We start from the raw sequence: 23,784 nt of genomic DNA on the forward strand, positions 1-23,784 counted from the left end.
AATCATTCACGCATAAAAATCATGACAATCGCATCATGACCTTAAGCATCGACATAAAAAAACCTGAGCAAGAAGACCTGCTCAGGTTGAACTCAATAAACTATTGGTTTAGAAGCGGTAACCAAAGCCCAAATAAGTTACAACTGGATTGATTTCCACTTTCGCTGACCCTTGTACTTTGTAGCTGCCTGCCAATGGATGTGTTCCATTTACATCCAAACTTGCATGTGTATTTAAATGTACATAGCTTATTGATGCGGTCACAAACCATTCTTTTGTAATTGAATAATCAAATCCAGCAAGAACAACGGGTGCAATAGTGTTATCAACTTTTACATTGGTGATTGAACCTTTAGTCGCTTTAAGTAATGGATCGTTCACAAGCTCTGAATCTAAGTTAAAATCTGAAAAGCGTGCATACATCAGACCAACACCCACATATGGGCGTAATTTGTTTTCAACTGTACCAAAATGATATTTACCTGTAATCACTGGGCTATAAATTTTGATATCACCCACTTTATTAAATTTATCTAAATTCAATTGGTTGTTCAGTAAAGACCCCTTACCTTTAATGTCAACCTTTGGTGGCATACCTAAAACTAAACCTAAACTCACATTGTCATTCACAAGATAGTCAAATTTAATTTCAGCAGTATTTGAATTTTCAAATTCAAAACCTGAATTTGATGTAAAACCTGTTGAACTGACAGCTCTATTGTTGCTGTCTGTGTAAACCCCTTGTTGCTCACCTTGAGGCATGATGTGTGCCCAACCTAAAGACACCGCAAATTGTTTGCCATCACTTGTTGCTGCATGCGTCGCAAAACTTGCTGTTGCAAACACAACTGGAATCATGATCTGAGCTAATTTATTCATCAAAAAAATCCAAAAAGTAAGGCCGCTCATAATAGGCGAGCAGCAAATTGAGTGAATTATTAGAATATTTACTTTAATTTTCAAGCGGTATTTTAAACTTTTTTCCGCATCATCGTTATCACCGATAAAAATCACAATAGTAATTAAAGCTTTAGCTCTAAATTTATTTAATTTGGCAAAACATGTATTTGTTCATTTTTTATGCATAAATGTAAAATATATTGCAGAGCGCGCGTTTTTGATTAAATTTCAGCATGCTTTTTCATACAGCCGATGTATTATTTCTTAAAGTACATTATCTTGATATGAACTCCCCTTGATTAACCATGCGAGATTTGGTCATGTATGAAGTTGAATTAAAACTACAAATTCCAAAACAGAAAAAGGCACAAATTCAAAAGGCAGTACAGGCCCTTTCTCCTCAAACCATTGCATTACATGCACAATACTTTGATACCGATGATTTTATTCTTGCTCAACACTTTATTGCTATTCGGTTGAGAAAAGAACATCAAGCATGGACTCAAACACTTAAAAGCGCTGGCAAAAATGCCTTAGAACGTTATGAAAATGATGTACATCGCGGTGAATTTAGTGATGTTCCTGCGCTTGATCTAACTGTATATGAGCATGATGTATTGGCCACCAAAGCCTTACAGCCTATCATTCACAACGGTCAATTTTTACTTGTACGCATGCAATTTGAAACTGTGGTAGAGCGGACATATCAAGTTGTTGAACATCAAGGTGCACAAATTGAAATTTGTTTAGATTTAGGCCACCTTGGTAATTCGACTCATCAAGAAGAAATTTGTGAAATTGAATTTGAGTTGGTATCTGGCAGTCCTTTGGCACTGATTGATTTAGTACAAATTTGGGTTAAAAAATATGGCATTTGGCTAGATATTCGTAGCAAAGCAGAACGAGGCAATTTGATTGCACGTTCACTTTTGGTCAGCCCAGCCAAAAAAACAACCTATCCAATATTCTCATCACATAGTCGTTTAGCTGAAGCATTTCCAAGGTTTTTATTACACTATACACAAAGCTTTTTACCACATCTTGCTGCAATTGCAGACCAAATTGCAGAGCAAGAACACTATATACAAGCAGAAAAAAGTCTTGCGCATGTGCTTTACTTAACCACTGAATTTGATGCCGAGCAGCAATGGATTGCCTCGCAACATATTCAATCATTGCAGCACATTCAAAAACAATTACAGCATTATTTAGCGCTAAGTGCAGTTGACCAGCGCTTGAATGACACACTGACCGAACACCAACTAAATGGACTAAGTAAAGGCGTAACTCAACTGCAAGCTCAATTGGCCAAAGACATTATTACTAGTGATGTCACATGGGCTGTACTCGAATTATTACGACTTGGCTTTAAAGATGCGACTGTTTTTGCAGATGATTTGCCAAATACATCATGGCATGATGCGCTAAAACAACAACATAAACAGATTAAAAACAGCCCTATTTATACCGTATTTGAGTCTTTATCAGATGCAAGTTTAAGCACTATTGTTAAGCTAGATTTATTACATCATTATTTAAATAAAAAATCCTATGTACCTGCAAAGTTTGTATATGCGGCGCAAGACGTTATTCGTATTAACTTGGCTGATGAACAAATTGCAGCACTTCGGATGCTTAAAACAGAACAGTTTTTACTGACAGGTTGGCTGCTTGCAGAAAAAGAATATACATTAAAACGTTATGAAAAACAGTGGGCTAAGCTAAACCCATAATTTATTATCAATCAGACAGATAGCTTAGAACATCTAAGCTATCTGTATTTACCAAATACTTTCCATACAGAGTTATCTGCTAATGGATCATGATAACTGTCACTACGTTGCTTTCTTGGTTTATCTCGTGCGTCGACCAATTTAAAATTTGACTCAGTCCCAAGCACAATACCATTGACATAAAAACGAGTCCGCGTGTATTCATTACTTCCATGTTGAAAAACATAGGTTCTTAAATCAACAAATTCACGATGCGCGACCAATGCAGCAGTATCATCATGTTCGATCCATGCCTTCATAGCCAACAATTCATTTTGCTCAAACTGTCCACATTTATCAACCAAGCTGATGGTGCTGCGAAAGGTTTTGGACTCTTTGGCACGGGTTTTATTAATACGAATTCGATCGACATGAAAGAAAAACAAGGGTAAATTTAAATGGCTTGGTAAATGAATTTCATCAATGGGCTCATCTTGCATAAATGGACGACATAATATTTTTGCACGTTCAATCAATGGCTTCCATGCAACATAATAAGCATCAACATCGCGCTGTGAAGCATAATAAATAGGCAAACCTTCAACAAACTGTAAGTTTTGAGGTGGCCAAACTTGTTGCCGTAACAACTGAATATCTTGCTTTAAATTTTGGATTTCAATTGCATCTGCCATCGCCCATCTCCAGTGTTAAGGCATCATTGATGGCTAACACAGGATTAGCCATCAATTTAATGTGAATCATCAATTATAGTGTCTTGGTTTTACCATACTCATCTGCCGAAACTTCAATGAGTTGATTCAAATCAATATATTTTTTAATCACAGCATCAACTTCAGCTTTAGTCAGTGATTGAATCTTTTCATCTCGTCGTATGCGATCAGCCATCGTTTTATTCATCTCAAGCATACTGTCTAACGTTTGATGAATACGACGACTATCATCTAAAGAGTTACTGCGTATTTTCATAATTTTAAGCTTTGCCAATTCAAGCTCACGCGTAGTAACCCCATTTGCGACCAATTCTGTCAGCACATCATGTACTGTTTTTGACACTTGTGTAGCATAGCCTGACTGATATTTTGCATTAATGCCCAATAAACCCGCATGACTTTGCGGATCAAGATTGAAACTTGCACTGACGCCATAAACCAACTGTTTATTTTCTCGTAATGCCTTACTTAAACGTGATGTTTGCTGAGAACCATTTAAAATTTCACCTACAATATAAAGGGCTTCGGTATCTTCATCACTTGCACCAACAGGCACATGTAATACGCCTAAATAGGTTCCTGCAGCCGTTTTCTCAGCCAATGCATGAACTTGCTTAGCAGGAAAACGAGTATATTGTGTTGCCATCAAAGCATAAGGTTGTTTATTTTTCCATGTACCAAACGTATTTTGCAGTAACGTTTTCATGTGCTTGGCATCATAATCACCCGTTACAGCAATTTCTGATTGATTAAAGGCAAAGAATTTTTGATACAGTGCCACCACATCAGCACGCGTTGCTGCTTGAATTTGCTGCTTTTGTAAATCAGGCTCAAAGTGATAACGCAAATCACCCGGTTGATAAATCTCAATCAGACGGTCTAAAGTGATGTCTGCAACCACATCAGGTTCAGTGTATGGGCGATTTAAACTCGATAAATATTGTTGCTGGATTAAATCAAATTCAGACTGAGGAAACAGCGGTTGCTTTAATACATTCATAATGTATTTAAAATATTCAATAAAATGTGTTTGGTCTGCAGAAATGGTAATTTGCAAGCCATTGTCCATCACATCAACAGAAGCTTGCCCATCTAATGCAATGGACTGATCCATAATTTGTTGTCTTGTATAACCACGACTGCCTTTAAACAGCAAATCAGACAACATAGCTAAATTGATACTTTGATTTTTTAACGTCTCTGGCGTACCAAAATGCATGTTGATGGTGGCGTATATTTTTTTATCAAAAGTTTGGGTTGGATATAAAGCATAGCGAACTCCATCACTGAGTTGTCCGCGCTGAATCATTTTTTCAATGTGTGTCAGTTTGGTTTTCGAGGTACTGACATATTGCTGTGTTTCTTTTTGATATTCCTCTGGGGTTTTTAACGCCTCATCATGCTCATCAGATGTAGATGGATCAGAAGATGCATTTGGCGTTTGCGTGTCTAATGACGGTACGCCACCTGCAACATTCTGCGAAGGCTTAATGGTTGCAGTAATTCGATGACTCGGTACAAAAAAACGATCTGCTAACGTGTTGAGATCATTTGCAGTCCATGCTTGTAATTGCTTTTTGTCTACAAAATAAGGTTGCCAATCACCATATTGGACAATATATTCTTGTAAAACAGACTGAAATGATTGTGGACTGACTTCAATCGACTTAATGCCATTGGTGATGATTTTTTTCACCCGATCCACATCTGATGCATTAAATTGAGCTGGTTGTTCAATAGTATGAGTCAGTGAATCAAGCACCTTTTTTTCATCATGATTGGGGGCATACAGTGCACTGACAAAACCTAAAGTCAGATCTTTATTGGAAAAGCTTTTTATACCGACTGCGGTAGCAATACCTTTTTCTTCAACATTTTTATATAACAAGCCATTGGGCTTTAAGGTATATAACAAGCCAATTGCCGACAATAAATTTTGCTCTGCTGTACTATTACTCACATAAATATTGTTTTTGACATAATTACTGCCTTTTTCAACCACAATATTTTTAAACTTATCTTGTTGTAACGTACTCAAATCTAATTTTGGAATCTGAGCAATAACAGGCAATGGTTTTTGAGCAATGGCGCTAAAGTTTTTATCAATTGACTCAATAACTTGTTTTTGATCAAAATTACCGGTCAAAATAATTATTGCATTGTTCGGTACATACCATGTTTGATAAAAATCTTTTAAATCTTTTTGTGTGATCGATTGAATATCTTTTAAATCACCAATGATAGATCGACCATAATATTGATTACCATATAATTTCTCATAAATGGTATCCATGAGTAATACTGACGGGTTATCTAAGCGCCCTTCTCGCTCACGACGAACAATCGAAATTTCGGTCGGGACATAGTGTGCTTTTAACTCTAATGCCCCCATGCGCTGTGCTTCTAAATATAAAACTTCATTAATTGCTTGTAAGTTTGGTTGAATCCGGTTGATATAACTGGTTCGATCAAAATTGGTATAAGCATTTTGATATAGTGTATTTTTTTGCAAGCGCTGGATAAATGACTTTTCATCAACCTCTTTTGTGCCTTTGAAAGCAAGATGTTCTAATAAATGTGCAAGACCACTTTTTCCTTGCGGATCATTCAGTGACCCTGTCAAATAGGTTGTGCTCATAAAAACCTGATTGCTGTTTTTATTGGGTGCAAGAATCACCCGCAAGCCGTTGTCTAAACGAAACTCAGACACCATCTCTTCTGACTTAACAAGATGGTACTGAGCAAAAACAGGAAAACTGAGCGTCGTTAAATAAATGACAAATAATTTTTTTAAAAACAAAAGCACACCTCACTAATTTCTTCCATATTATGACTGGTTGATATTGTGTCCACGCATATCAAACGTTTTTTCTTGACGATCCATGTAAGTAACATATAGTTTTTGGTCGTGATACTCTCCAATGAAAACTTGATCAATGGGAATATTCTGCTTTTCAAGATACTGTTCAAATCGTTCTTTGTCTATCTTTTGCTCTTCAATAATCGTATTTAGAATCGCCCCTTCATGAATCAGGATTTCAGAGGGTGCTACAGGCGTGTCTTTGACTGCCGCCAATTGACCATCTGGTTGAATTTCTGCATAGTGTACTTCTTGGAAAGAATGAAATCCCATGGTGTGTAATTGAGACAACACACGAAGCATATCAATCTTTCTTTTTTTCTGCTCAATTTCATCTAATAAAAAACGACCATTTTTTATAATGGTAATTGATTCCCCCACAGCCAATTTGCGAAAACGCATAACTTTTCTAGATAAGTAATTTAAGAACCACATGAACAAAACACTAATGGTTAAAAATAAAGAAAATTCAAGCAGCGTTAATTTATCGTTATAAATCGAACCACCAATTACTGCACCTAGAATGAAGTTACCAATCAGATCGACAGCGGTATATTGTGTAATCTGTGTTTTACCAATAGAGCTCATATAAGTAATGACAATGGTAAAAGACACAATTAATTTTAAAAGTAGCAGCACATAGAAATCAAAGCCCATTGTTATTATTTCCGCATATTGAATGTTGTTGTTTTAAATGAGGATGGCTGAGCGTTAACGCATCGCCATTTGTTGTTTTTTCACAATAGCCCAAGTATACCAACCGTAGCCTGCCATAAGGGTAAATGCAGCGTAAAGTCCTGCTGTTAAATGTAAATTTTTATATATAAACATCGCAACATAAATGGTGTCTACCACAATCCATAAAATCCAAGTTGCAATATATTTTTGGCTGGTCCAATACGTGGCTAATAAACTAAATGCAGCCAACTGTGCATCTAATAAAGGTACAGCAGCTTTGGTAAAATACTGCAACATCAGACCAAATACACCACCTAAAGCACATGTTCCTATCACTTGATAAACTGCAAATTGAGGAGATAACGTTTCAATGACTAATGTCTCATTTATTTTTTTGGTTTTTATCCATACCAAATAGCCATAAATATTCATCACAACAAAAATAACTTGTAAGGTCACTTCACCAAATAATAAATACTCATAAAATAAAACAGCATATAAAATGCACGCCACAATATTGAATAACCAGCACAACACATGACGCTTAATGGTTAATCCAACACCAATTAAACTGACCATTACAGCAATGATTTCTAAAGTAGACATACGCTTAATTCAAAAATGAAGAAGAATAAACCACTTAAACTTTAGATTTAAGCAGACCTTTTGCAAGAGCATGACTGCACTTTACAGCGAAATCATCCACATATCGACTATACACACTTGAGATTAAAAGCAGCAGTACAAAAAATACCAGAACAGCACTGAATACAGCAATATGATATGACCAGCCTAAATACTGCATGAAATTAAATAAAGGCAAGCAAATTAAATACAATACGCTCATGTGCAATAAATATATTGAAAATGAAAGTTTACCTAAATAGACCAACGGTTTTTTATCTAGCCACTGACTAATTTGAGGCGTCATTAAAATGCTATAGACAATGAGAATACCCGAGGCAAAATTCACATAATCATAGCTGCGATACCCTAGTATTTGATATAACCACTGATAAGCATGGCTTGTGTTATGTACGCCTGCACAATAAAGTCCAACGATAAATATAACCAAACCTGCTTTAAAGGAAAGCTGTTTAGCATACAAATAAATATAACACCCAATGACAAAGCTCAATAACCCCAAGAAAAAGCGTTCACCTAAATATAATCCGATCAATGGTAAAATTAAGGAGGCCATCCAAAAAGAGAGTTTGTGATAGTTTAATAAAATCAGTAAAACAAAAAGCAGTAATGAACCAAAAAACTCAATTTGCATGGTCCAAAGTACCCAATTAATGGCACTACTACCAAACAAAAATGAACCAATACTCCCCTCATATAAGGCTTGTTGTAATCCAATGTTTTGTTTGGCATAAACTTGAAACCAATGGTTTACTAAGCTGCTGTCTATCGCTGAAAAGGCCAAGATCGCCCAAGCAATTAGGCAAGATACAAAAGTAGGGATGGCTAAGCGAGGATAACGCTTAATGGTCATTTCTAAGACTTTTCGAGGAATATTATTATTTTTAACAATGGCATACGTTAATACAAAACCACTTAATACAAAAAAAACAAATACAGCAGCGGTACCTGAATATAAAAATGCAAATGGTGAGTGATGAATGAAATAGTCAAATTGCCCCTTGGCTTGGTCTTGACGGTCAAAGCGGTGCAAATAGGGATAAAAGGTTAAACTTAAATGGGAGAGCACAACAGCTACACAGGCCAAACCACGAATACTTTCTGCAGCATTTAATTTTGCCATGAGTAACCATCGTTAAATTTTAAGCCTGCAAGCATATAAATGCCGATGTATGCTTGCAAGCAAAATTTCTATATGTTTACATTTTTTTAAAACTATTCAACACGAATAATTTTACCTTGCTCATTGTGATAAACCGTTGTGATTTTTTGACTACGGCAAAAATTAATTTCTTGCTCAGGCAATGCAAAGTGACGTGCATAGTCTGAGGTGGTTTTGCTTTTCACTTGCTTAATGGTGTGTGCAGGAATCAATTTACACCATAGACATAACACCCCTGCACAAAGCAGTAAAGAAATCATGTCCATTTGTAAACCGAACCAAAAAGCATTCCATAGCTTATGCATGCCATATGGTGTGCTATACACCAAGAACGTGACCAATAAAAGCATTGGACGCCACAATAAAAACCAACCACCCCACAGCAAAGCTGTTGTTGTGGTTGACATATATCTCCGGTGCCAAGGCAACTGCTGGCGTAAATCGATAATCAGTGATTGTGTACTCATAGCGAGACCTTTAATTTTGCGATTTTGAACGTATGCCGCGATCAGGACTTACCCAGCGTGCACGTTTGCCACCACGGCGAACAAGCACTTTTGGAAAAGCAATAATACTAGCCGTTACTGTAATGAGCCAAAATATAAATGGATACCAAATCATCCAATAATAATTCTTAAATAGTCTTGGCTCGTAACGACTATCCATCCACTTGCTAATCACAAACTGAAATAAACACGTTGCACCTAACAGAATTCCAACCCCTTCTGGGAAAAATGGCGACCCCATAACAGGAAGCACATGGTTAGGTACAAATAAGTTAAATAACCAAATGAGTGACATAATAAGGAGTAAATATGACCAAATGAGTGTCAAACATAATTCGATAATCAAAGGCCACAAAAAATTAAGGCTTGGCTTAAATAACACATCAAAGTTTTTAATTAAAACCTGTGCCCCACCCATTGCCCAGCGCAAGCGCTGTTTATATAAACCCTTCAAGGTTTCAGGCATTAAAATCCAAACCAACGCGTTTGGCTCGAACTGTACGTCCCAGCCTGCACGTTGCAACTTCCACGTAATATCAATATCTTCAGTCAACATATCTGGCGACCAATATCCAACATCATGAACAGCACTCTTACGAAACGCAGTCACGACACCAGACACTGTAAACAAACGTCCAAATACACGTTGTGCACGCTTGATCATGCCAACAATTGACGAAAACTCACCAACTTGAATACGACCCAACAAGGTTGACCGTGTACGGATTCTTGGATTTCCCGTCACAGCAGCCACAGTTGGATCAGCTAGAAAGTGACGCATCATCCATGTTGCCGCATGTGCATCAAGTAACGCATCACCATCAATACCTAGTAAATATTCAGCATCTGTTAGTAAGCTGCCTGCTTGCAATGCCATGGCTTTACCTTGATTCTCTGCCAAATGCACAACACGCAATTTACTATACTTTTCAGCCAAAGCATCAAGGACTTGAGCCGTATTGTCTGAACTGCCATCATTGATGGCAATCACTTCAAAATCAGGATATTCAAGATTCAACGCATGAGAAATTGTTTCTTCTGCGTTATCACCTTCATTAAAACATGGCACCAACACAGCAACTTTTGGATATTCTGCCAAAGGGTGTGGCTGTGTGTAATGTGGATCTTTACGCTCTTTGGTATAAAATGCAATCGCGCCGATCATCCACAGATATGACATAAACAGTGGATAGTAGAACACGAACGCAAGTGCAGACTGCCAAAAATGTTGTAATGCTGACATAACAGGTCACCTGTTCCTAAGGCTGAATACGGCTCACTTTGCTATCAAACACCTTGCGCATAATTGTCGTATCTGGTAACCCTTTAATGGGGTCATCTGGATAATAACCAACATGCATGACACCTTGTTGATACAATGATTTTATTGTATCTGCCAGCTCAACCGATGGAATTGGCGTGCTATTTTTTCTCCAATCGACCGCTTGTAATTCAACAACAGCCTTACTTAATCCATTAGGATATTGTTTTAAACGTTTTACAATATCTGCATAAAATTGCGTTTTATCTTTGGCTTGCTCCATGTATGGCATTGCCATAATTGCGGTAAAGTCATAACGATTTAATGACTTTTGCAATGATTGCGAATACCAAGTTTCAGCATATGGGTTCAACACCACTTGGGCATACATATTACGTGCTGTCAGCAATGCAGGCTGATATTGACGTACTTCTGCTGCCAACTGTAAAGCAAAGTTATCTAAATAATCTGTTTTAAAGGCTGTCCATTTCTGTAAGCTTTTGTCATCATTACGTAGTGTTGCTAAGTCTGTTGAAAAGCCAGCTTTTGCATACGCTTGCAATGCTTCAGGACTTGCATCTTCATAATCGGATAACGTCACATCATCATGAAAAATAATGCCATCAAATGTCGCAGACTTACCTAAATCTTGGTAAATCCCCTCAATAACACGGCGTGCAGGTGCTGAAAATGGTGAGAGACGAATATAGCCCATATTTAAATGGTCACTGTTTTTCGGCTGCTGTGTGACCACCAAGTTTTTAGACACAGGATTTTTCTTGGGTAACTCCCACGCCAACAATGGCATCCAAGCATATACACGTTGTACTTGAGTACGTGAAGCAATTTGCCATGCAACACGATTAAATAAATCTTGGCGCACAGGAATATAACGGTTTGGGAAATACACCATATCTGCTGAACCATTGGCATCTGGGTCAGAGAAAGCTTGTAAATACACAGTGGTTATATTCATTTTTTGAATACGGTCTAACAAGTTGCCCAAATTACGCTCTTCTTGCTTTTCATCTTTGTCATAGATGTAATCTAAGTCAACATGCATAATTTTTTGCGGACGCGCATTATCACCTAAATTTTTCTCACGGTTTTCAATCTCTTGACTTAAATTATCAAGTGTCATGTCATGCTCAACCAAAATTCGGTTTAACGCACCAAGTGATTTACGCAAATACACAGGGCCATCATCTAAACTGATTGTAATTGGCATACCCAAATGCTTGGCAATACGTACAGTTTCTAGGTTATAGCGTCCATAAGGCCACACCATAACACGTGGACTTGGAATGCCTTTTGACTTAATCAGTTCATTGTTTTTCTTTAAATCATCATAAATTCGTTTGTTATAGTCCCCATCACCTTCATATTTTTTGGTTTTTGGGTTGTATAAACGTGTGGTTGCTGCAGGCTCAGAATTCTTCTGCGGATTGCCTACAATCCCTTTATGCAAATCATAACTATGGCTTGCTATTTCAACATAGCCACTGTCACTCATTTCTTTAATTTGTGACCAAGTCAGAATTTTATCACGATCAATTTTATCATCACCAAACTGAACTTGCTGATCGGCAGGTGTATTCACCCATGCCCCAACAATAGCAAGTACAACTGGAATTTTATTTTCTTTCACATATGGATAAATGTTGGTATAGAACGACTCGTAACCATCATCAACCGTAAGTAAAACAGGTTTTTCAGGCAAAATAAGCTTGCCTTCATGTGCTTTAAGCAACTGTGTCACTGAAATAAAATGAAAACCATTTTTTTGCAACCACTTTACTTGTGTTTCAAAATTCTTTGAACTTACAGCATAAAATGGAATAAGTGCACTTTTTGCATCATTCGTTACTTCATGATAGCCAATGACTGTTAACGTCTGTGGGTTAATATGTGGTTTTTTTGCTGCATAGGTTGTGGCTGCTGTTCCAAGTAAAGCGATACTGACACATGTCTTAAGTACTGAACCTAAAAAACGATTGAACATATTTTTTCCGTTTATAAATTTCACTGGCTGATCGAGACATTAAGTGCAGGGATGTTGCAAAATCCTTTTGCTTGACTTATGAAAATCTGAATCAGAGATGAGTATGCATTGTTAAAAATTAAACTGAAATACAGCTTAAAAATATCGCTTCTGCATTTAAAATTGATGATGATTTATGTATCCAAATAAATTCTAATGACTGATTTAAAAGACTTTTATTTTCATACTTACAAATTACCTATGTTACAAAACATGCATAAATAAAATAATTTAAAATAAAATGATGTATCTTTTACAACACAGCATCAATGCTTGATTTACATACATTGTCATGACACATCTTCTGCCTTTTTTGGCCAATCTTTTCCGCTTACTTTGTCGGTTAAATCACATCATCATCATGGGTTTTAACATCAAATAACTCAATTTCAAATAGCAAATCTGAATGCGGAGGAATCTTTTGACCCATTTGACGCTCACCATATGCAAGCGTTGATGGCACATGCAAACGGCGTTTACCACCTACTTTCATGCCCATTAAACCTTGGTCCCAACCTTGAATAACTCGGCCTGTACCAATCACACATTCAAAGTAGCGATTTCGCATATGTGAAGAATCAAATACCGTACCATCTGCCAACCATCCTGTATAATGGGTGGTAATTAAAGCCCCTTTCACCACAGCTTTTCCTGTGCCTTCAACAAGGTCAACCACATTTAATTCATTCATACCGACAGTAACAGATTAAAATTTGCGGTATTTTATTGAGTGACTAAAGTAATGTCTAGTTGTTTATATTGAGCCGTTATAATTTATATTCATTATAAGTAAAGTTTCAGATGATTTCATTGCAGACTGAATCAATGATTACATTTATTTCTTCATAATTTACCCGTTTCACATATAAGCGTGCGCTTTATTTACAATCACTTCATGAACGTATCATAGGCGTAAAACCTCGTCATCTTTTGTCATTTTAATTGAAATAAAAAATTTAGAATTCTAGGATGAAGAAAGTTGCTTATACGTATTATCAATATTTTAGCAACACAACAATAAATGAAACCTAAGGATAATTATCATGAAATCAACCACACACAGTATATTTGCCACATCGCTTACCCTTGCAGCAAATCACGCGTCTGAACATATTTCATTATTGACATATGCCCATAAAAATTCACCAGCACTACAACATGCTGAACCAGCTCAACATGTTGACAACCGCAGATTAAATGCCAACCAACACCCAGGCACATTTTATAATGCAAGCGAATTACAACAGCACAAGTTGCTTCACTGATTATGGCTCGTTTTTTGATTCATCACTTTTGTTTTTATACATTGCACAAGAAAGCTTGTGTTGGTGCTGTAAACGCAGTGCCTTCCTTTGCTCAGCAGCTTCAAAATGGCAACGTTTCCAATCATTATCGAGCTTTAGTTTAGGTACAGCTTGTGGTTTACCGTGTTCATCAACAGCAACCATTGTAAAATAACAACTGTTGGTATGACGTTGTGTACGGGTACGAATATTTTGAGCTTCAACACGAATGCCAACTTCCATCGATGTACGTCCAACATGATTCACCGAAGCCATAAACGTAACCAATTCACCCACATAAATAGGCTCTTTAAAGGTGACTTGGTCAACCGATAAAGTCACGACATAACTGCCTGAAAAGCGACTTGCACATGCATAGGCTGCTTGGTCTAACAACTTTAAAATTGTTCCACCATGGACATTTCCTGAGAAATTTGCCATGTCAGGTGTCATTAACACTGTCATTGTCAGCTCAGATTGCTCATCTGATGCTTGTACCACATTTTGATCCAAAGACATTTCAAAATATCCTATGACGATGTTGTTATCATCATAAAATTATAGCTGATTTATTCAGACAATAGGGAAAGCTTGAATATATTCATTGTTCTTTTTATACCTAGACAATGAAATAGTATTTATTTTGGATGATCTCGATGAAACAGTGCCCATTCTTCAATCACTTCACCATTTTTTAGTGTGCAAATACCTTGTTCACCGTCTTTGGTTTTTTCAATTTTTAGCTGACCACCTTGCGAAATACAATATTGGCTTGCAGGATTGGCCATGCCTATATTATGCGATGAACGGCCAGCCATTTTATTTGATAAAGACTCACATGCTGTTAAAATAATCACCACGGCTGTCATCCCTAAAACAAGTTTTTCATTCATTCGCTGGCCTCTCCTCTTTGGTCATTTGATGCGCTGATCATTGCACCATCTGTGTCTTCTGTATTGTATTTTGCAAATAAGTAAACTTTTCTGATTTTTGGTCAATAATTTGTTTAATGTCGTTCACTTTTGCTTGCGTGGCAAAAGCACCTGCCAAAATGGTTTTATAGCGCTCTTTAATATTAAAAATATGTGCCTTTTCACGAATATCAGGTTGAATGACAATATCTGCATTTTTCATTTCGATCTGTGATAAGCGCTGCTGCATAATATTTATATTTTGATTAAAAAGCCCCCACATATTTGTGGTTTCTGTGTATTGCGGTTGTTGCAATATATCAACAGCTATCACAATATCTGCACCCAATTGACGTGCAACATCGACAGGTACAGGACTGACAAGCCCTCCATCGACATATTCAAGCCCTGCGATTTTTACAGGGACAAACATACTTGGAATGGCAGTTGAAGCTTGTACGGCTTGACCTGTATTCCCATAGTTAAAAATAGTTTTTTGTCCTGTTTTTAGTTCGGTAGCGACCACATAAAACGGAATTTTCATTTGCTCTAAACGCAAGTTATTAATTTTTTTATTAATAAAATCGGCAACTTTTTCACCATCTAAAAAACCTTGCTTGGTAATGGTAATACCGCGAACCTCATTAACTTTCATATTCAGTGCGATATCTTCAATTTCTTGAGCATCTTTACCACTGGCATATAGTGCACCAACCAAACTTCCTGCACTGGTCCCAACAATAAAATCAGGATGAATCCCTTGTTTTTCAAGAACATCTATTGCACCAATATGTGCATATCCTCTTGCGCCTCCACTGCCTAATACCAATGCAATAATTGGCCGACGAAGTATTTTCTTCATCAGGTTAAAATCATATTGACTTGGTTTTTGCTGGGGTGCTTCTGTCATAGATGTCAACCCTGCATGTGTAGGTTGTACAACATCAGCATATAATGGATGACAGACCCCCATCCAAAGCAACAACACAAAGAGGCATTTATTCATGTTAAAAAAGAGTCAGTCAGTCAAAAAATCAGATAGCTTAGTGTACTGACTTCAAACATTTATGTTTACTTTTTTCTTTATATAATTGTTTATAGGATGGCAGTATGAGTTTCCTACCTAAACGGTGGCACAAATCACGCTTAAAAAAGCAAAGCTTACTGATCATTGGTGCTTTGCTTTTAGTGCAAAGTGGCTATTTATTGTCATTACGGAAAACACATATTGGCATCATCATTCCTTTTTTGATTGCGCTTTGCTTTATTTTTATAAGTTTTTATTGGCACATCATTCAAGATTATTTAGACCAACACCCTACTGCAAAAACATTGTGGCATTTGGCATGGCTTGTTTTTGCAGTTTGGCTGCTGAGTGTTGCCGTTTTTTTTATCATCTTACAACACAACAAACAGCACATTGAGCATATTCCTCCCATCGATGCCATGATTGTGCTAGGCAGTGGTGTATCAAAAGGTCAACCCACCGCAATTTTAGCGCATCGCTTAGATGCTGCAGCTGCATTGGCATTACAACAGCCAAAGACATGCATTGTTTTATCAGGTGGTTTTACAACTGACCCTCAAATGAGTGAAGCTGATGTGATGGCACATTACTTAACCACTCATTATCACCTTTCAAAAGATCGTTTTCTTTTGGATTCACAAAGTAAAAGTACAAGCACTAATTTTAAATATAGTGCATCTCTATTGGCTCAAGCAGGGCTGTCAAAAGAAGCTCCGATTGCTGTAATTACTAGTGATTTTCATACCTTACGTGCCAAAGCCATTGCAAAAAAACAAGGTTTTCAGCACATTTATCTGGTCGGTGCACCCACCCCACGACTTACACGATATCCCGTTTGGCTACGAGAATATTTTGCATTTATTCACGGGAAAATTTTACAAGAATTTTAAACTTGTTTTTGTCAGTGCTATTTTTATGTATTAATATGTCATTTTCTAGGCTTTCGTTAGAAAAGTTAGAAGAATGAACAGGCAGCGAACATACTGATGAATTATATAAAGTGCCTATGCTTTAAGTTAAACGAGATTATAAAATGTATAAAATAATGATCACAGGGTTACTCATTACACTCACAGGGACGTCATTTGCAGCATCACTTGGGCCAACACGAACTGGTGCAGGCGGTGTTAAAATTGATGAAAATAAACCATTTCGGTTAGAGGGTGAAGTCGGTTATTTATTAAACGATACTGAGTCAACAAATGGAACATCAACCAAAAAAAGTAATTTAACTGGCCGAATTTTATTTCAGCGACAAGCTGGGATTTGGGGACAAGAAATTCTCGCCAATGCGATTAGTACCAATGATGATACAGCCACCAATAACATTGAACGCTATTTAATTGCAGGTAAGTTATCTCGCAGTAGCTCAGATACAGTTTATCAATTTGGTAAATTGACTGCAGAAAAAGATTTAAGCAGTGCTTTTGATTACCAAATCAGTGCCACAGGTGGGATCGGCGCAAACTTCATTAAAACAGACAAGCAATCTTTATCGGCAGAAGCAGGCTTAGGTTATCGTTTTAGTAAAGAACGTGTTGAACCGAAAGAAACTAATAATGAAATTATTGGTACGCTTGCTGCATTTTATGAATACCGATTCAATGCTGCTGTACGCTTTAATCAAGACTTAGGTTATGAGTTTGGTCAAGATTCACAAATTTTCCGCTCTCGTACTGCTTTAACTACAGATTTAACCAAGCATTTTGCAGCATCTGCAAGTTATAACATTCGTGATGTTCAAGCAGATGCTGGCAATAGCCGTGACTCATTGCTCTCGCTCGGTGTTAACTACAAATACTAAAATAAAACCATTAAAAAGGATGCCAATGCATCCTTTTTTTTATAGCATTAATTTACCCGTTTATAGATTCTTCGCTCATTGCTCGCTGTTTTGCAGTTAGCCTAAAATAAATATAGCCAACAATTAAAAAGCCAATAAATACAGCACCAATGGTTGGATTAAAAATAAACATGGAAGCAAAACAGATCACAGCAATGACCAATGCAATTGCTGGAATCACAGGGTATCCTGGCGCAAGAAATGAACGTGCTAAATTGGGTGCAGAACGGCGTAACTTAAATAAGCTGAGCATACTCATAATATACATCAATAAAGCACCAAAACATGCCATCGTGACAATGGCTGCTGTTAAGGTCATGCCTTGGATTTGAATAAAACTGTCACTAAAAATAGCGACCATCCCGACAATACCACCTGCGATCACAGCACGATGTGGTGTGCCAAAACGAGAGAGCTTTGCCAAGCTGCTTGGTAAAAACCCTGCCCGACCCAATGCAAAAATTTGCCGTGAATACCCTAAAATAATGCCATGAAAACTTGCAACCAAACCAAATAAGCCAATCCAAACCAACATATGCATCCATGGTGAATTATGTCCAACAACAGTTTTCATTGCTTGTGGTAATGGATCGTTAATATTGGCAAGCTTACTCCAGTCCCCGACACCACCTGCAAATAACATCACTAAAATTGCTAACACAACAAGCGTTAAAATACCGCTGATATATGCACGAGGAATAGTTTTTTGTGGATCTTTGGCTTCTTCAGCAGCCATGGCAGCGCCTTCAATGGCTAAAAAGAACCAAATAGCAAATGGAATGGCTGCAATAATGCCACTGACTGTAGATAAACTAAATGTATTTGAACCTGCCCAACCATTTAAAGCGAAATTTGAAAAACTAAAACTCGGCTGTACCACGCCAACAAAAACCAACAGCTCAATCACCGCTAAAATAGTCACCACCAGCTCAAATGTGGCTGCAATCTTCACGCCAACAATATTTAATCCCATAAACACAATATAAGCGCCAACAGCAATTAATTTTGGGTTCAGTTCTGGATATTGCACATTTAAATATGCACCAATTGCCATAGCGATGGCAGGCGGTGCAAACACAAATTCAATTAATGTTGCAATACCGGCAATAAAACCACCTGTGTCACCAAAAGCTTTACGGCTATATGCAAATGGTCCACCTGCATGTGGTATTGCAGTGGTTAATTCGGTAAAACTAAAAATAAAACAGGTGTACATGGTCGCAATCACTAAAGTAGTGACTAAAAAGCCTAACGTTCCTGCCACACCCCAACCATAACTCCAACCAAAATACTCACCTGAAATCACCAACCCAACAGCAATCCCCCATAAGTGAAAAACACCTAAAGTTGGTTTTAACTTTTCTGTCATCGCATTTTCCTCAAGTTGAAGAATTACTTCATTGATTGTATTTATGTGATTATAAAATCATGTCTACAATCAATAATGCGCTGAGCTTGCTGTAAAAACTTGACTTTAGCCAACAGCTTTTTAGGGGCTAAGGTCAAGTGAGAGAAAAATCTTTTAACTATGATAATTTCATACCATCACGATCATTCATGATGACATACATGTATGAATTGCCCTGCGCTGTGAGAGAAGATTATGCAAATCGAGCAAAATGAATATTTAACCCTATCTGAACTCTACCAGATTGCCCATCAGGCTGTTTCGCAATATCAAGATACTCAACACGCAGATGTAAAGTTGCTCTGCCAATCTGAAAATGCCACCTTTGTGGTCACAACAGGGCAAACCCGTTATGCACTGCGTATTCACCGTCCAAACTATCATTGCAAACAAACCATTCAAAGTGAATTGGATTGGTTAGATGCTTTAAAACAGCATGGTATTTCTGTACCACAAGCAAAAACCAGTTTACATGGCGACGTGATTTTAACCTGCTCAACACAAAATTCAGATGTGCGCTATGCTGTATTATTTGATTGGATTGCAGGCGATATGCCAACTACAGAAGTAGATTTAACGGCCTTCCAACAGTTGGGAAAAATTACCGCACAATTACATCAGCACAGTAAAGCATGGCAACGCTCAGCGGCATTTAAACGAATTATTTGGGATCATCACAGCATGGTCAGCCCCAAAAGCCATTGGGGAGATTGGCGTGATGCCCCACACTTGAAAACAACAGATCATCGTATCATTGAAGACACTGTACAAAAAATTGCATATCAACTTCAATCCATTGGCAAAACGCCTGAATATTATGGGCTGATTCATGCAGACTTACGTTTAACCAATTTATTACTCAAAGATCAGCAAATTGGTGTCATTGATTTTGACGACTGCGGAATGGGTTGGTTTATGCATGATTTGGCTGCGGCCATAAGCTTTAATGAACATCATGCCAATGCCAAACAGTGGATAGACCATTGGCTTGAAGGCTATGAAACACAAGCGCATATTAGCCAAGTTGAATATGATTTAATCCCAACATTTGTCATGCAAAGACGAATTCAAATGTTGGCATGGACAGGGTCTCATGCAGATACAGACATGACTCGAAGCTTAGGATTGCATTGGGCAGATGAAACCACACGGTTATGTAAAAAATATTTAGATCATGACCAATTGCCTGTCGGTGCTTAATGATTATTATAAATACTGAGCTCTTTTTTATAATGGTATAGTTTTTGCTTCATTGATGTAGATATCGCATAAATGAAGCTTTTATTATGATTAAAGAAATGCATCAGTTGAGCAACACCGATCAAATCATTCGTGGCAATAAAGGCGTCCTTTCTGCAGCAGCAACAGGCCTAACCGATTTTATTCTTCAAACTGGTGCTGATGCAGATCGTATTTTTCATACCAGTGGCATTAACACCCAACTTTTAGAAAGCCCGACATTAAGCTTACAATTGCCAACCTATTGCCGAGTACTTGAACATGCTGCTGTACAATCAGGATGTGATAACTTTGGTTTACTCTATGGGCAACAATTTCAACCCAAAGCATTGGGACTGATTGGTTATATTGCATTGTGCTCACCAACGTTAGAATACGCATTAAAAAACATGGTGAATCACTTTCACTTGCACCAAAAAGATACACTCACCCGCTTGGTTGAATTGCCTGATTGCTGGCGCTTGGATTACCAAATTCAACACGGCGCAATTTTGTCACGGCGTCAAGATGCCGAGCTCACCTTAGGTATGTTCATGAATGTGATTCGTAGTGTTCTTGGCTCACATTATTCACCACGAGAAATTCATTTTGAACATACGCGACCGCTCTTTTGCCAAGATCACAGCAAATTGTTCAATGCACCTGTATTTTTTGATCAGCCATATAACTCTATTTTAATCTCAAAAGCAGACACCCACATTAAAATGCCAAGTAGTGACCCCATGCTACTCACAGTCATGCAAAACACGCTACATTTACTCAATACCGCATCATCTAGTGAACAGAATCTTGCAGATCAAGTGCGAGCTGCTATTCAATTGGCTCTGAGCCATGGTGAACCTTGCCTTGATCATATTTCCCATGATCTTCATATGTCGAGTGCCTGTTTAACACGTCGCCTCAAAGCACTTGGTACCACATTTTCAAGCTTGGTGGATTTGGTACGTTGTGAACTAGCTGAACACTATATTAAACAAGGGCATATTTCAATTTCAGAAATGGCGCTATTACTTGGCTATTCAGAAGTTAGTGCATTTTCAAGAGCATTTAAACGTTGGTTTAATATCACACCGCGCCAATGGCGCCACTAAAAAACCGAGCGGCTTCGCTCGGTTTTTAAAAAATAATCAATTATGCTGTTAATTTGGTTAAAGTCTGATCTAAGGCACCAACTAACCAGTCAATATCATGTTGTTGAAAAGCCAATGGTGGACGAAGCTTTAATACATTGCCATGAGGACCTGCCACTGAAGTTAATACACGATGTGTATTTCGTAATTCTTCAATAACATTAAGTGCAAGTGTTTTATTCGGTGCCTGACTTAAACGATCAGTGACCAACTCAAAACCAATAAACAATCCTGCACCACGCACATCGCCAATACATTCATGACGCTGCATTAACTGTGTAAGTTCATCACGCAATAACTGACCGACACGTTGGCTATGTTGCTGTAATTCTTCTTCTTGAATCACTTTTAATACAGCTTGTGCCGCCGCCATAGAAACGGGATTACCGCCAAATGTATTAAAATAAGGAATCTGATCACTAAATGCAGACAATACATTCTGTTTAGCCAATAAGCCTGAGACAGGAATACCATTGCCCATAGGTTTACCTGTGGTAATAATATCAGGGACTACGCCATGACGGGCAAATCCCCAAAAAGAATCACCTGTTCGAGCAAAACCAGGCTGTACTTCATCGGCAATGAAAATACCACCATTGGCATGAACCACATCTACCGCTTTTTTCAAAAAGCCAATCGGATGCGACATCACACCATCCGATGAAAAAATTGAATCCGCCAAAAAGCCTGCAAACTTAATGCCTTTATCATTCATATCATGAATTTGCTGTTGAATTTGCGCAGCAAACCAATCGCCTAAGTCGTCACCTGAAAAGCGATAACTGTCTGGCGCAGGCACTAAGCGTGTAGTTGCAGCCAAAGGCTGACCCGAACCCAGCGCAGGAGAACACCCTGAAGTCAACTCACTGGTTCCATGATAAGCCTCTTGAGAAACAATAATTCCTGTTCCACCACTATATTCACGTGCAATACGAATAGCCAAGTCATTCGCTTCTGAGCCTGTACACATATACATTGCGCGATTTATTTCACTCGGCACAGTTTTGAGCAATTCATCAGTATAATTCAAAATATTTTCATGCAAATAACGTGTATGTGTATTGAGCTGTTGCATCTGCTCATGTACCGCACTGACTACCGCGGGATGGCAGTGACCAATGCTTGCAACATTATTATAGACATCAAGATATTTGTCGCCTGCTGCATCCCACAAATACTGTCCTTGACCTTTTACCAAATGTACAGGATTACGATAAAACAACCGATAAGACTCACCCAGTACATCATTCCGTTTATCGGTTAATGCACGTGTCTGTTCATCTAATGCTGCTGCATCTTCAGCACGAAAACTATTGGTATCCATGATTGTTGATCGAGTTGCCATCAGAAACCTCTGCTTTAAGGTTGTATTGTCTTGATGATTTGATAGTAAATCTGTTTTAAATAAAATGCAATAAAATACACAAATACTTTTTTATACACAAATGCTCGATTTAAAACATAAGAAAGATTATGATTTAGCACTCTTTTTATTGTTTTGGAATGCTGATGCTGCCACAAGAGCGCTTACACCGTATTCACTCTTTATTAATTCAATTTAAACGGATCAGTACCGAACAGATCATGAATGAATTAAATGTATCAAGAGAAACTGCGCGGCGGGACATGATCGAATTAGAGGCCTTAGGCAGTGCAAAACGTGTACATGGTGGTTTAGTCCTTTCAACTGAAATGGATGCAGAAGCACCACTACAAATACGTAATACACAAATGGTGAAAGAGAAACGTTTAATTTGTCGTGCTGCCATCCAACAACTTCGAGCAGGTCAAACTATTTTTATTGATGCAGGTAGCACAACCACCATTTTGGCAGAAGAACTAAGAACACTTTCAGGTCTTACTATTATTACTAATAGCTTACATGCTGCCTTACAACTGATGAACACGAGTGAACAGTCACAAGCACCCCATAAAATTATTTTATTGGGTGGAAGAGTAAGTCATTTGCCACAAACTCAAGGTGAAGCTGTCATTGCAGAAATATATCGTTACCAAGCAGATGTTTGCCTACTCTCTCCTGCAGGAGTAGATCAGCATCATGGTGCAAGCAACTATGCAATTGAAGAAGCACATATTGCACAAGCTATGGTGAAATGTAGTCAAAGAACCATTATTTTGGCAGATGAAAGAAAATTAGGCAGAGTAAGCCGAATCAATTATGCCAAAGCAGATGAAATTACAATGCTGATTACCAACCAAAGCAAAAACAAAGAACTACTTAATGATTTTAAACGTTATTTTAAAGAAGTACTTGTGGTTTAATTATTTAAAATAATATTTTAGGCATAAAAAAAGATCATGCAAAGGGTGCATGATCTATAAAAATGGTGGCTATGACGGGACTCGAACCTGTGACCCCAGCATTATGAGTGCTGTGCTCTAACCAACTGAGCTACATAGCCAAAAACTGTCCGCGAATTGTATAT

Annotated in this window: 22 protein-coding genes and 1 tRNA gene; 7 read left to right on the plus strand and 16 right to left on the minus strand. The window is 37.7% G+C overall.

Annotated features, from left to right (window positions below; genetic code table 11):
* Positions 1 to 108: 108 nt before the first annotated feature.
* On the minus strand, positions 109 to 879 hold the full coding sequence (locus tag CFY84_RS05220) for an OmpW/AlkL family protein (RefSeq protein ID WP_088823117.1): 771 nt from the start codon (positions 877 to 879) through the stop codon (positions 109 to 111).
* A 326-nt stretch (positions 880 to 1,205) separates the two neighbouring features.
* Here CFY84_RS05220 and CFY84_RS05225 point away from each other — a divergent pair, with 326 nt between their 5' ends.
* Positions 1,206 to 2,633 carry a CYTH domain-containing protein gene (locus tag CFY84_RS05225; RefSeq protein ID WP_088823118.1) on the plus strand — a complete coding sequence of 476 codons (1,428 nt, stop codon included), beginning with the start codon at positions 1,206 to 1,208 and terminating at the stop codon, positions 2,631 to 2,633.
* A gap of 38 nt (positions 2,634 to 2,671) precedes the next feature.
* Here CFY84_RS05225 and CFY84_RS05230 read toward each other — a convergent pair whose 3' ends face one another.
* From CFY84_RS05230 to CFY84_RS05270, 9 genes are all read right to left on the minus strand, one after another.
* Positions 2,672 to 3,304, minus strand: coding sequence for a hypothetical protein (locus CFY84_RS05230; RefSeq protein ID WP_088823119.1), 633 nt, complete (start codon positions 3,302 to 3,304; stop codon positions 2,672 to 2,674).
* Positions 3,305 to 3,377: 73 nt separating this feature from the next.
* Positions 3,378 to 6,143, minus strand: a complete 2,766-nt coding sequence (locus CFY84_RS05235; protein WP_143218765.1) for a M16 family metallopeptidase — start codon at positions 6,141 to 6,143, stop codon at positions 3,378 to 3,380.
* Between the two features lie 27 nt (positions 6,144 to 6,170).
* Positions 6,171 to 6,842: a DUF421 domain-containing protein gene (locus CFY84_RS05240; protein WP_171289035.1), complete on the minus strand. Its 672-nt coding sequence runs from the start codon at positions 6,840 to 6,842 to the stop codon at positions 6,171 to 6,173.
* A gap of 72 nt (positions 6,843 to 6,914) precedes the next feature.
* Positions 6,915 to 7,487, minus strand: coding sequence for a nicotinamide riboside transporter PnuC (gene pnuC, locus CFY84_RS05245; protein WP_088823122.1), 573 nt, complete (start codon positions 7,485 to 7,487; stop codon positions 6,915 to 6,917).
* 34 nt (positions 7,488 to 7,521) lie between these two features.
* Complete coding sequence (locus tag CFY84_RS05250) at positions 7,522 to 8,649, minus strand: acyltransferase family protein (protein ID WP_088823123.1); 1,128 nt, start codon at positions 8,647 to 8,649, stop codon at positions 7,522 to 7,524.
* A gap of 92 nt (positions 8,650 to 8,741) precedes the next feature.
* On the minus strand, positions 8,742 to 9,155 hold the full coding sequence (gene pgaD / locus CFY84_RS05255; protein ID WP_088823124.1) for a poly-beta-1,6-N-acetyl-D-glucosamine biosynthesis protein PgaD: 414 nt from the start codon (positions 9,153 to 9,155) through the stop codon (positions 8,742 to 8,744).
* Between the two features lie 10 nt (positions 9,156 to 9,165).
* Positions 9,166 to 10,437, minus strand: a complete 1,272-nt coding sequence (pgaC, locus tag CFY84_RS05260; RefSeq protein WP_088823125.1) for a poly-beta-1,6-N-acetyl-D-glucosamine synthase — start codon at positions 10,435 to 10,437, stop codon at positions 9,166 to 9,168.
* A gap of 16 nt (positions 10,438 to 10,453) precedes the next feature.
* Positions 10,454 to 12,457, minus strand: coding sequence for a poly-beta-1,6-N-acetyl-D-glucosamine N-deacetylase PgaB (gene pgaB / locus CFY84_RS05265; RefSeq protein WP_088823126.1), 2,004 nt, complete (start codon positions 12,455 to 12,457; stop codon positions 10,454 to 10,456).
* Between the two features lie 382 nt (positions 12,458 to 12,839).
* Positions 12,840 to 13,187, minus strand: a complete 348-nt coding sequence (locus tag CFY84_RS05270; RefSeq protein ID WP_088823127.1) for an FKBP-type peptidyl-prolyl cis-trans isomerase — start codon at positions 13,185 to 13,187, stop codon at positions 12,840 to 12,842.
* A gap of 352 nt (positions 13,188 to 13,539) precedes the next feature.
* On the opposite strand from CFY84_RS05270, the gene CFY84_RS05275 reads away from it, so the two are divergent.
* Entirely contained in the window at positions 13,540 to 13,761 is a 222-nt protein-coding gene (locus CFY84_RS05275; RefSeq protein ID WP_088823128.1) for a hypothetical protein, read from the plus strand.
* Here the strand turns inward: CFY84_RS05275 and CFY84_RS05280 are convergent, their stop codons facing one another.
* From CFY84_RS05280 to CFY84_RS05290, 3 genes are all read right to left on the minus strand, one after another.
* A complete protein-coding gene (locus CFY84_RS05280; protein WP_088823129.1) occupies positions 13,762 to 14,298 on the minus strand; it encodes an acyl-CoA thioesterase in 537 nt (178 codons plus the stop codon).
* A gap of 119 nt (positions 14,299 to 14,417) precedes the next feature.
* The gene (locus CFY84_RS05285) at positions 14,418 to 14,672 is read right to left on the minus strand and encodes a putative hemolysin (protein ID WP_228149601.1); all 255 of its coding nucleotides are present in this window, start codon (positions 14,670 to 14,672) and stop codon (positions 14,418 to 14,420) included.
* Between the two features lie 37 nt (positions 14,673 to 14,709).
* The gene (locus tag CFY84_RS05290; RefSeq protein ID WP_088823130.1) at positions 14,710 to 15,663 is read right to left on the minus strand and encodes a patatin-like phospholipase family protein; all 954 of its coding nucleotides are present in this window, start codon (positions 15,661 to 15,663) and stop codon (positions 14,710 to 14,712) included.
* A gap of 137 nt (positions 15,664 to 15,800) precedes the next feature.
* On the opposite strand from CFY84_RS05290, the gene CFY84_RS05295 reads away from it, so the two are divergent.
* Together CFY84_RS05295 and CFY84_RS05300 are read left to right on the plus strand one after the other, a co-directional pair.
* Positions 15,801 to 16,607, plus strand: a complete 807-nt coding sequence (locus CFY84_RS05295; protein ID WP_088823131.1) for a YdcF family protein — start codon at positions 15,801 to 15,803, stop codon at positions 16,605 to 16,607.
* 143 nt (positions 16,608 to 16,750) lie between these two features.
* Positions 16,751 to 17,521, plus strand: a complete 771-nt coding sequence (locus CFY84_RS05300; protein ID WP_228149603.1) for a DUF481 domain-containing protein — start codon at positions 16,751 to 16,753, stop codon at positions 17,519 to 17,521.
* A 52-nt stretch (positions 17,522 to 17,573) separates the two neighbouring features.
* On the opposite strand, the gene eat is transcribed toward CFY84_RS05300, so the two are convergent.
* Positions 17,574 to 18,929 (minus strand): ethanolamine permease, encoded by a 1,356-nt coding sequence (gene eat, locus CFY84_RS05305; protein ID WP_088823133.1) that lies wholly within the window; start codon positions 18,927 to 18,929, stop codon positions 17,574 to 17,576.
* 234 nt (positions 18,930 to 19,163) lie between these two features.
* Between eat and CFY84_RS05310 the strand changes: the two genes are divergently transcribed.
* Entirely contained in the window at positions 19,164 to 20,168 is a 1,005-nt protein-coding gene (locus CFY84_RS05310) for a phosphotransferase enzyme family protein (protein WP_088823134.1), read from the plus strand.
* 86 nt (positions 20,169 to 20,254) lie between these two features.
* Positions 20,255 to 21,298 (plus strand): AraC-like transcriptional regulator QhpR, encoded by a 1,044-nt coding sequence (gene qhpR, locus CFY84_RS05315; protein WP_407640188.1) that lies wholly within the window; start codon positions 20,255 to 20,257, stop codon positions 21,296 to 21,298.
* Positions 21,299 to 21,338: 40 nt separating this feature from the next.
* Here qhpR and CFY84_RS05320 read toward each other — a convergent pair whose 3' ends face one another.
* Positions 21,339 to 22,682 (minus strand): aspartate aminotransferase family protein, encoded by a 1,344-nt coding sequence (locus tag CFY84_RS05320; RefSeq protein WP_088823135.1) that lies wholly within the window; start codon positions 22,680 to 22,682, stop codon positions 21,339 to 21,341.
* Positions 22,683 to 22,846: 164 nt separating this feature from the next.
* On the opposite strand from CFY84_RS05320, the gene CFY84_RS05325 reads away from it, so the two are divergent.
* Positions 22,847 to 23,620, plus strand: a complete 774-nt coding sequence (locus tag CFY84_RS05325; protein ID WP_088823136.1) for a DeoR/GlpR family DNA-binding transcription regulator — start codon at positions 22,847 to 22,849, stop codon at positions 23,618 to 23,620.
* A 63-nt stretch (positions 23,621 to 23,683) separates the two neighbouring features.
* Here the strand turns inward: CFY84_RS05325 and CFY84_RS05330 are convergent.
* A tRNA-Met gene (locus CFY84_RS05330) sits at positions 23,684 to 23,760 on the minus strand.
* Positions 23,761 to 23,784 lie beyond the last annotated feature (24 nt).

It is taken from the genome of Acinetobacter apis (assembly GCF_900197575.1).
Taxonomy (GTDB): Bacteria; Pseudomonadota; Gammaproteobacteria; order Pseudomonadales; family Moraxellaceae; genus Acinetobacter; species Acinetobacter apis.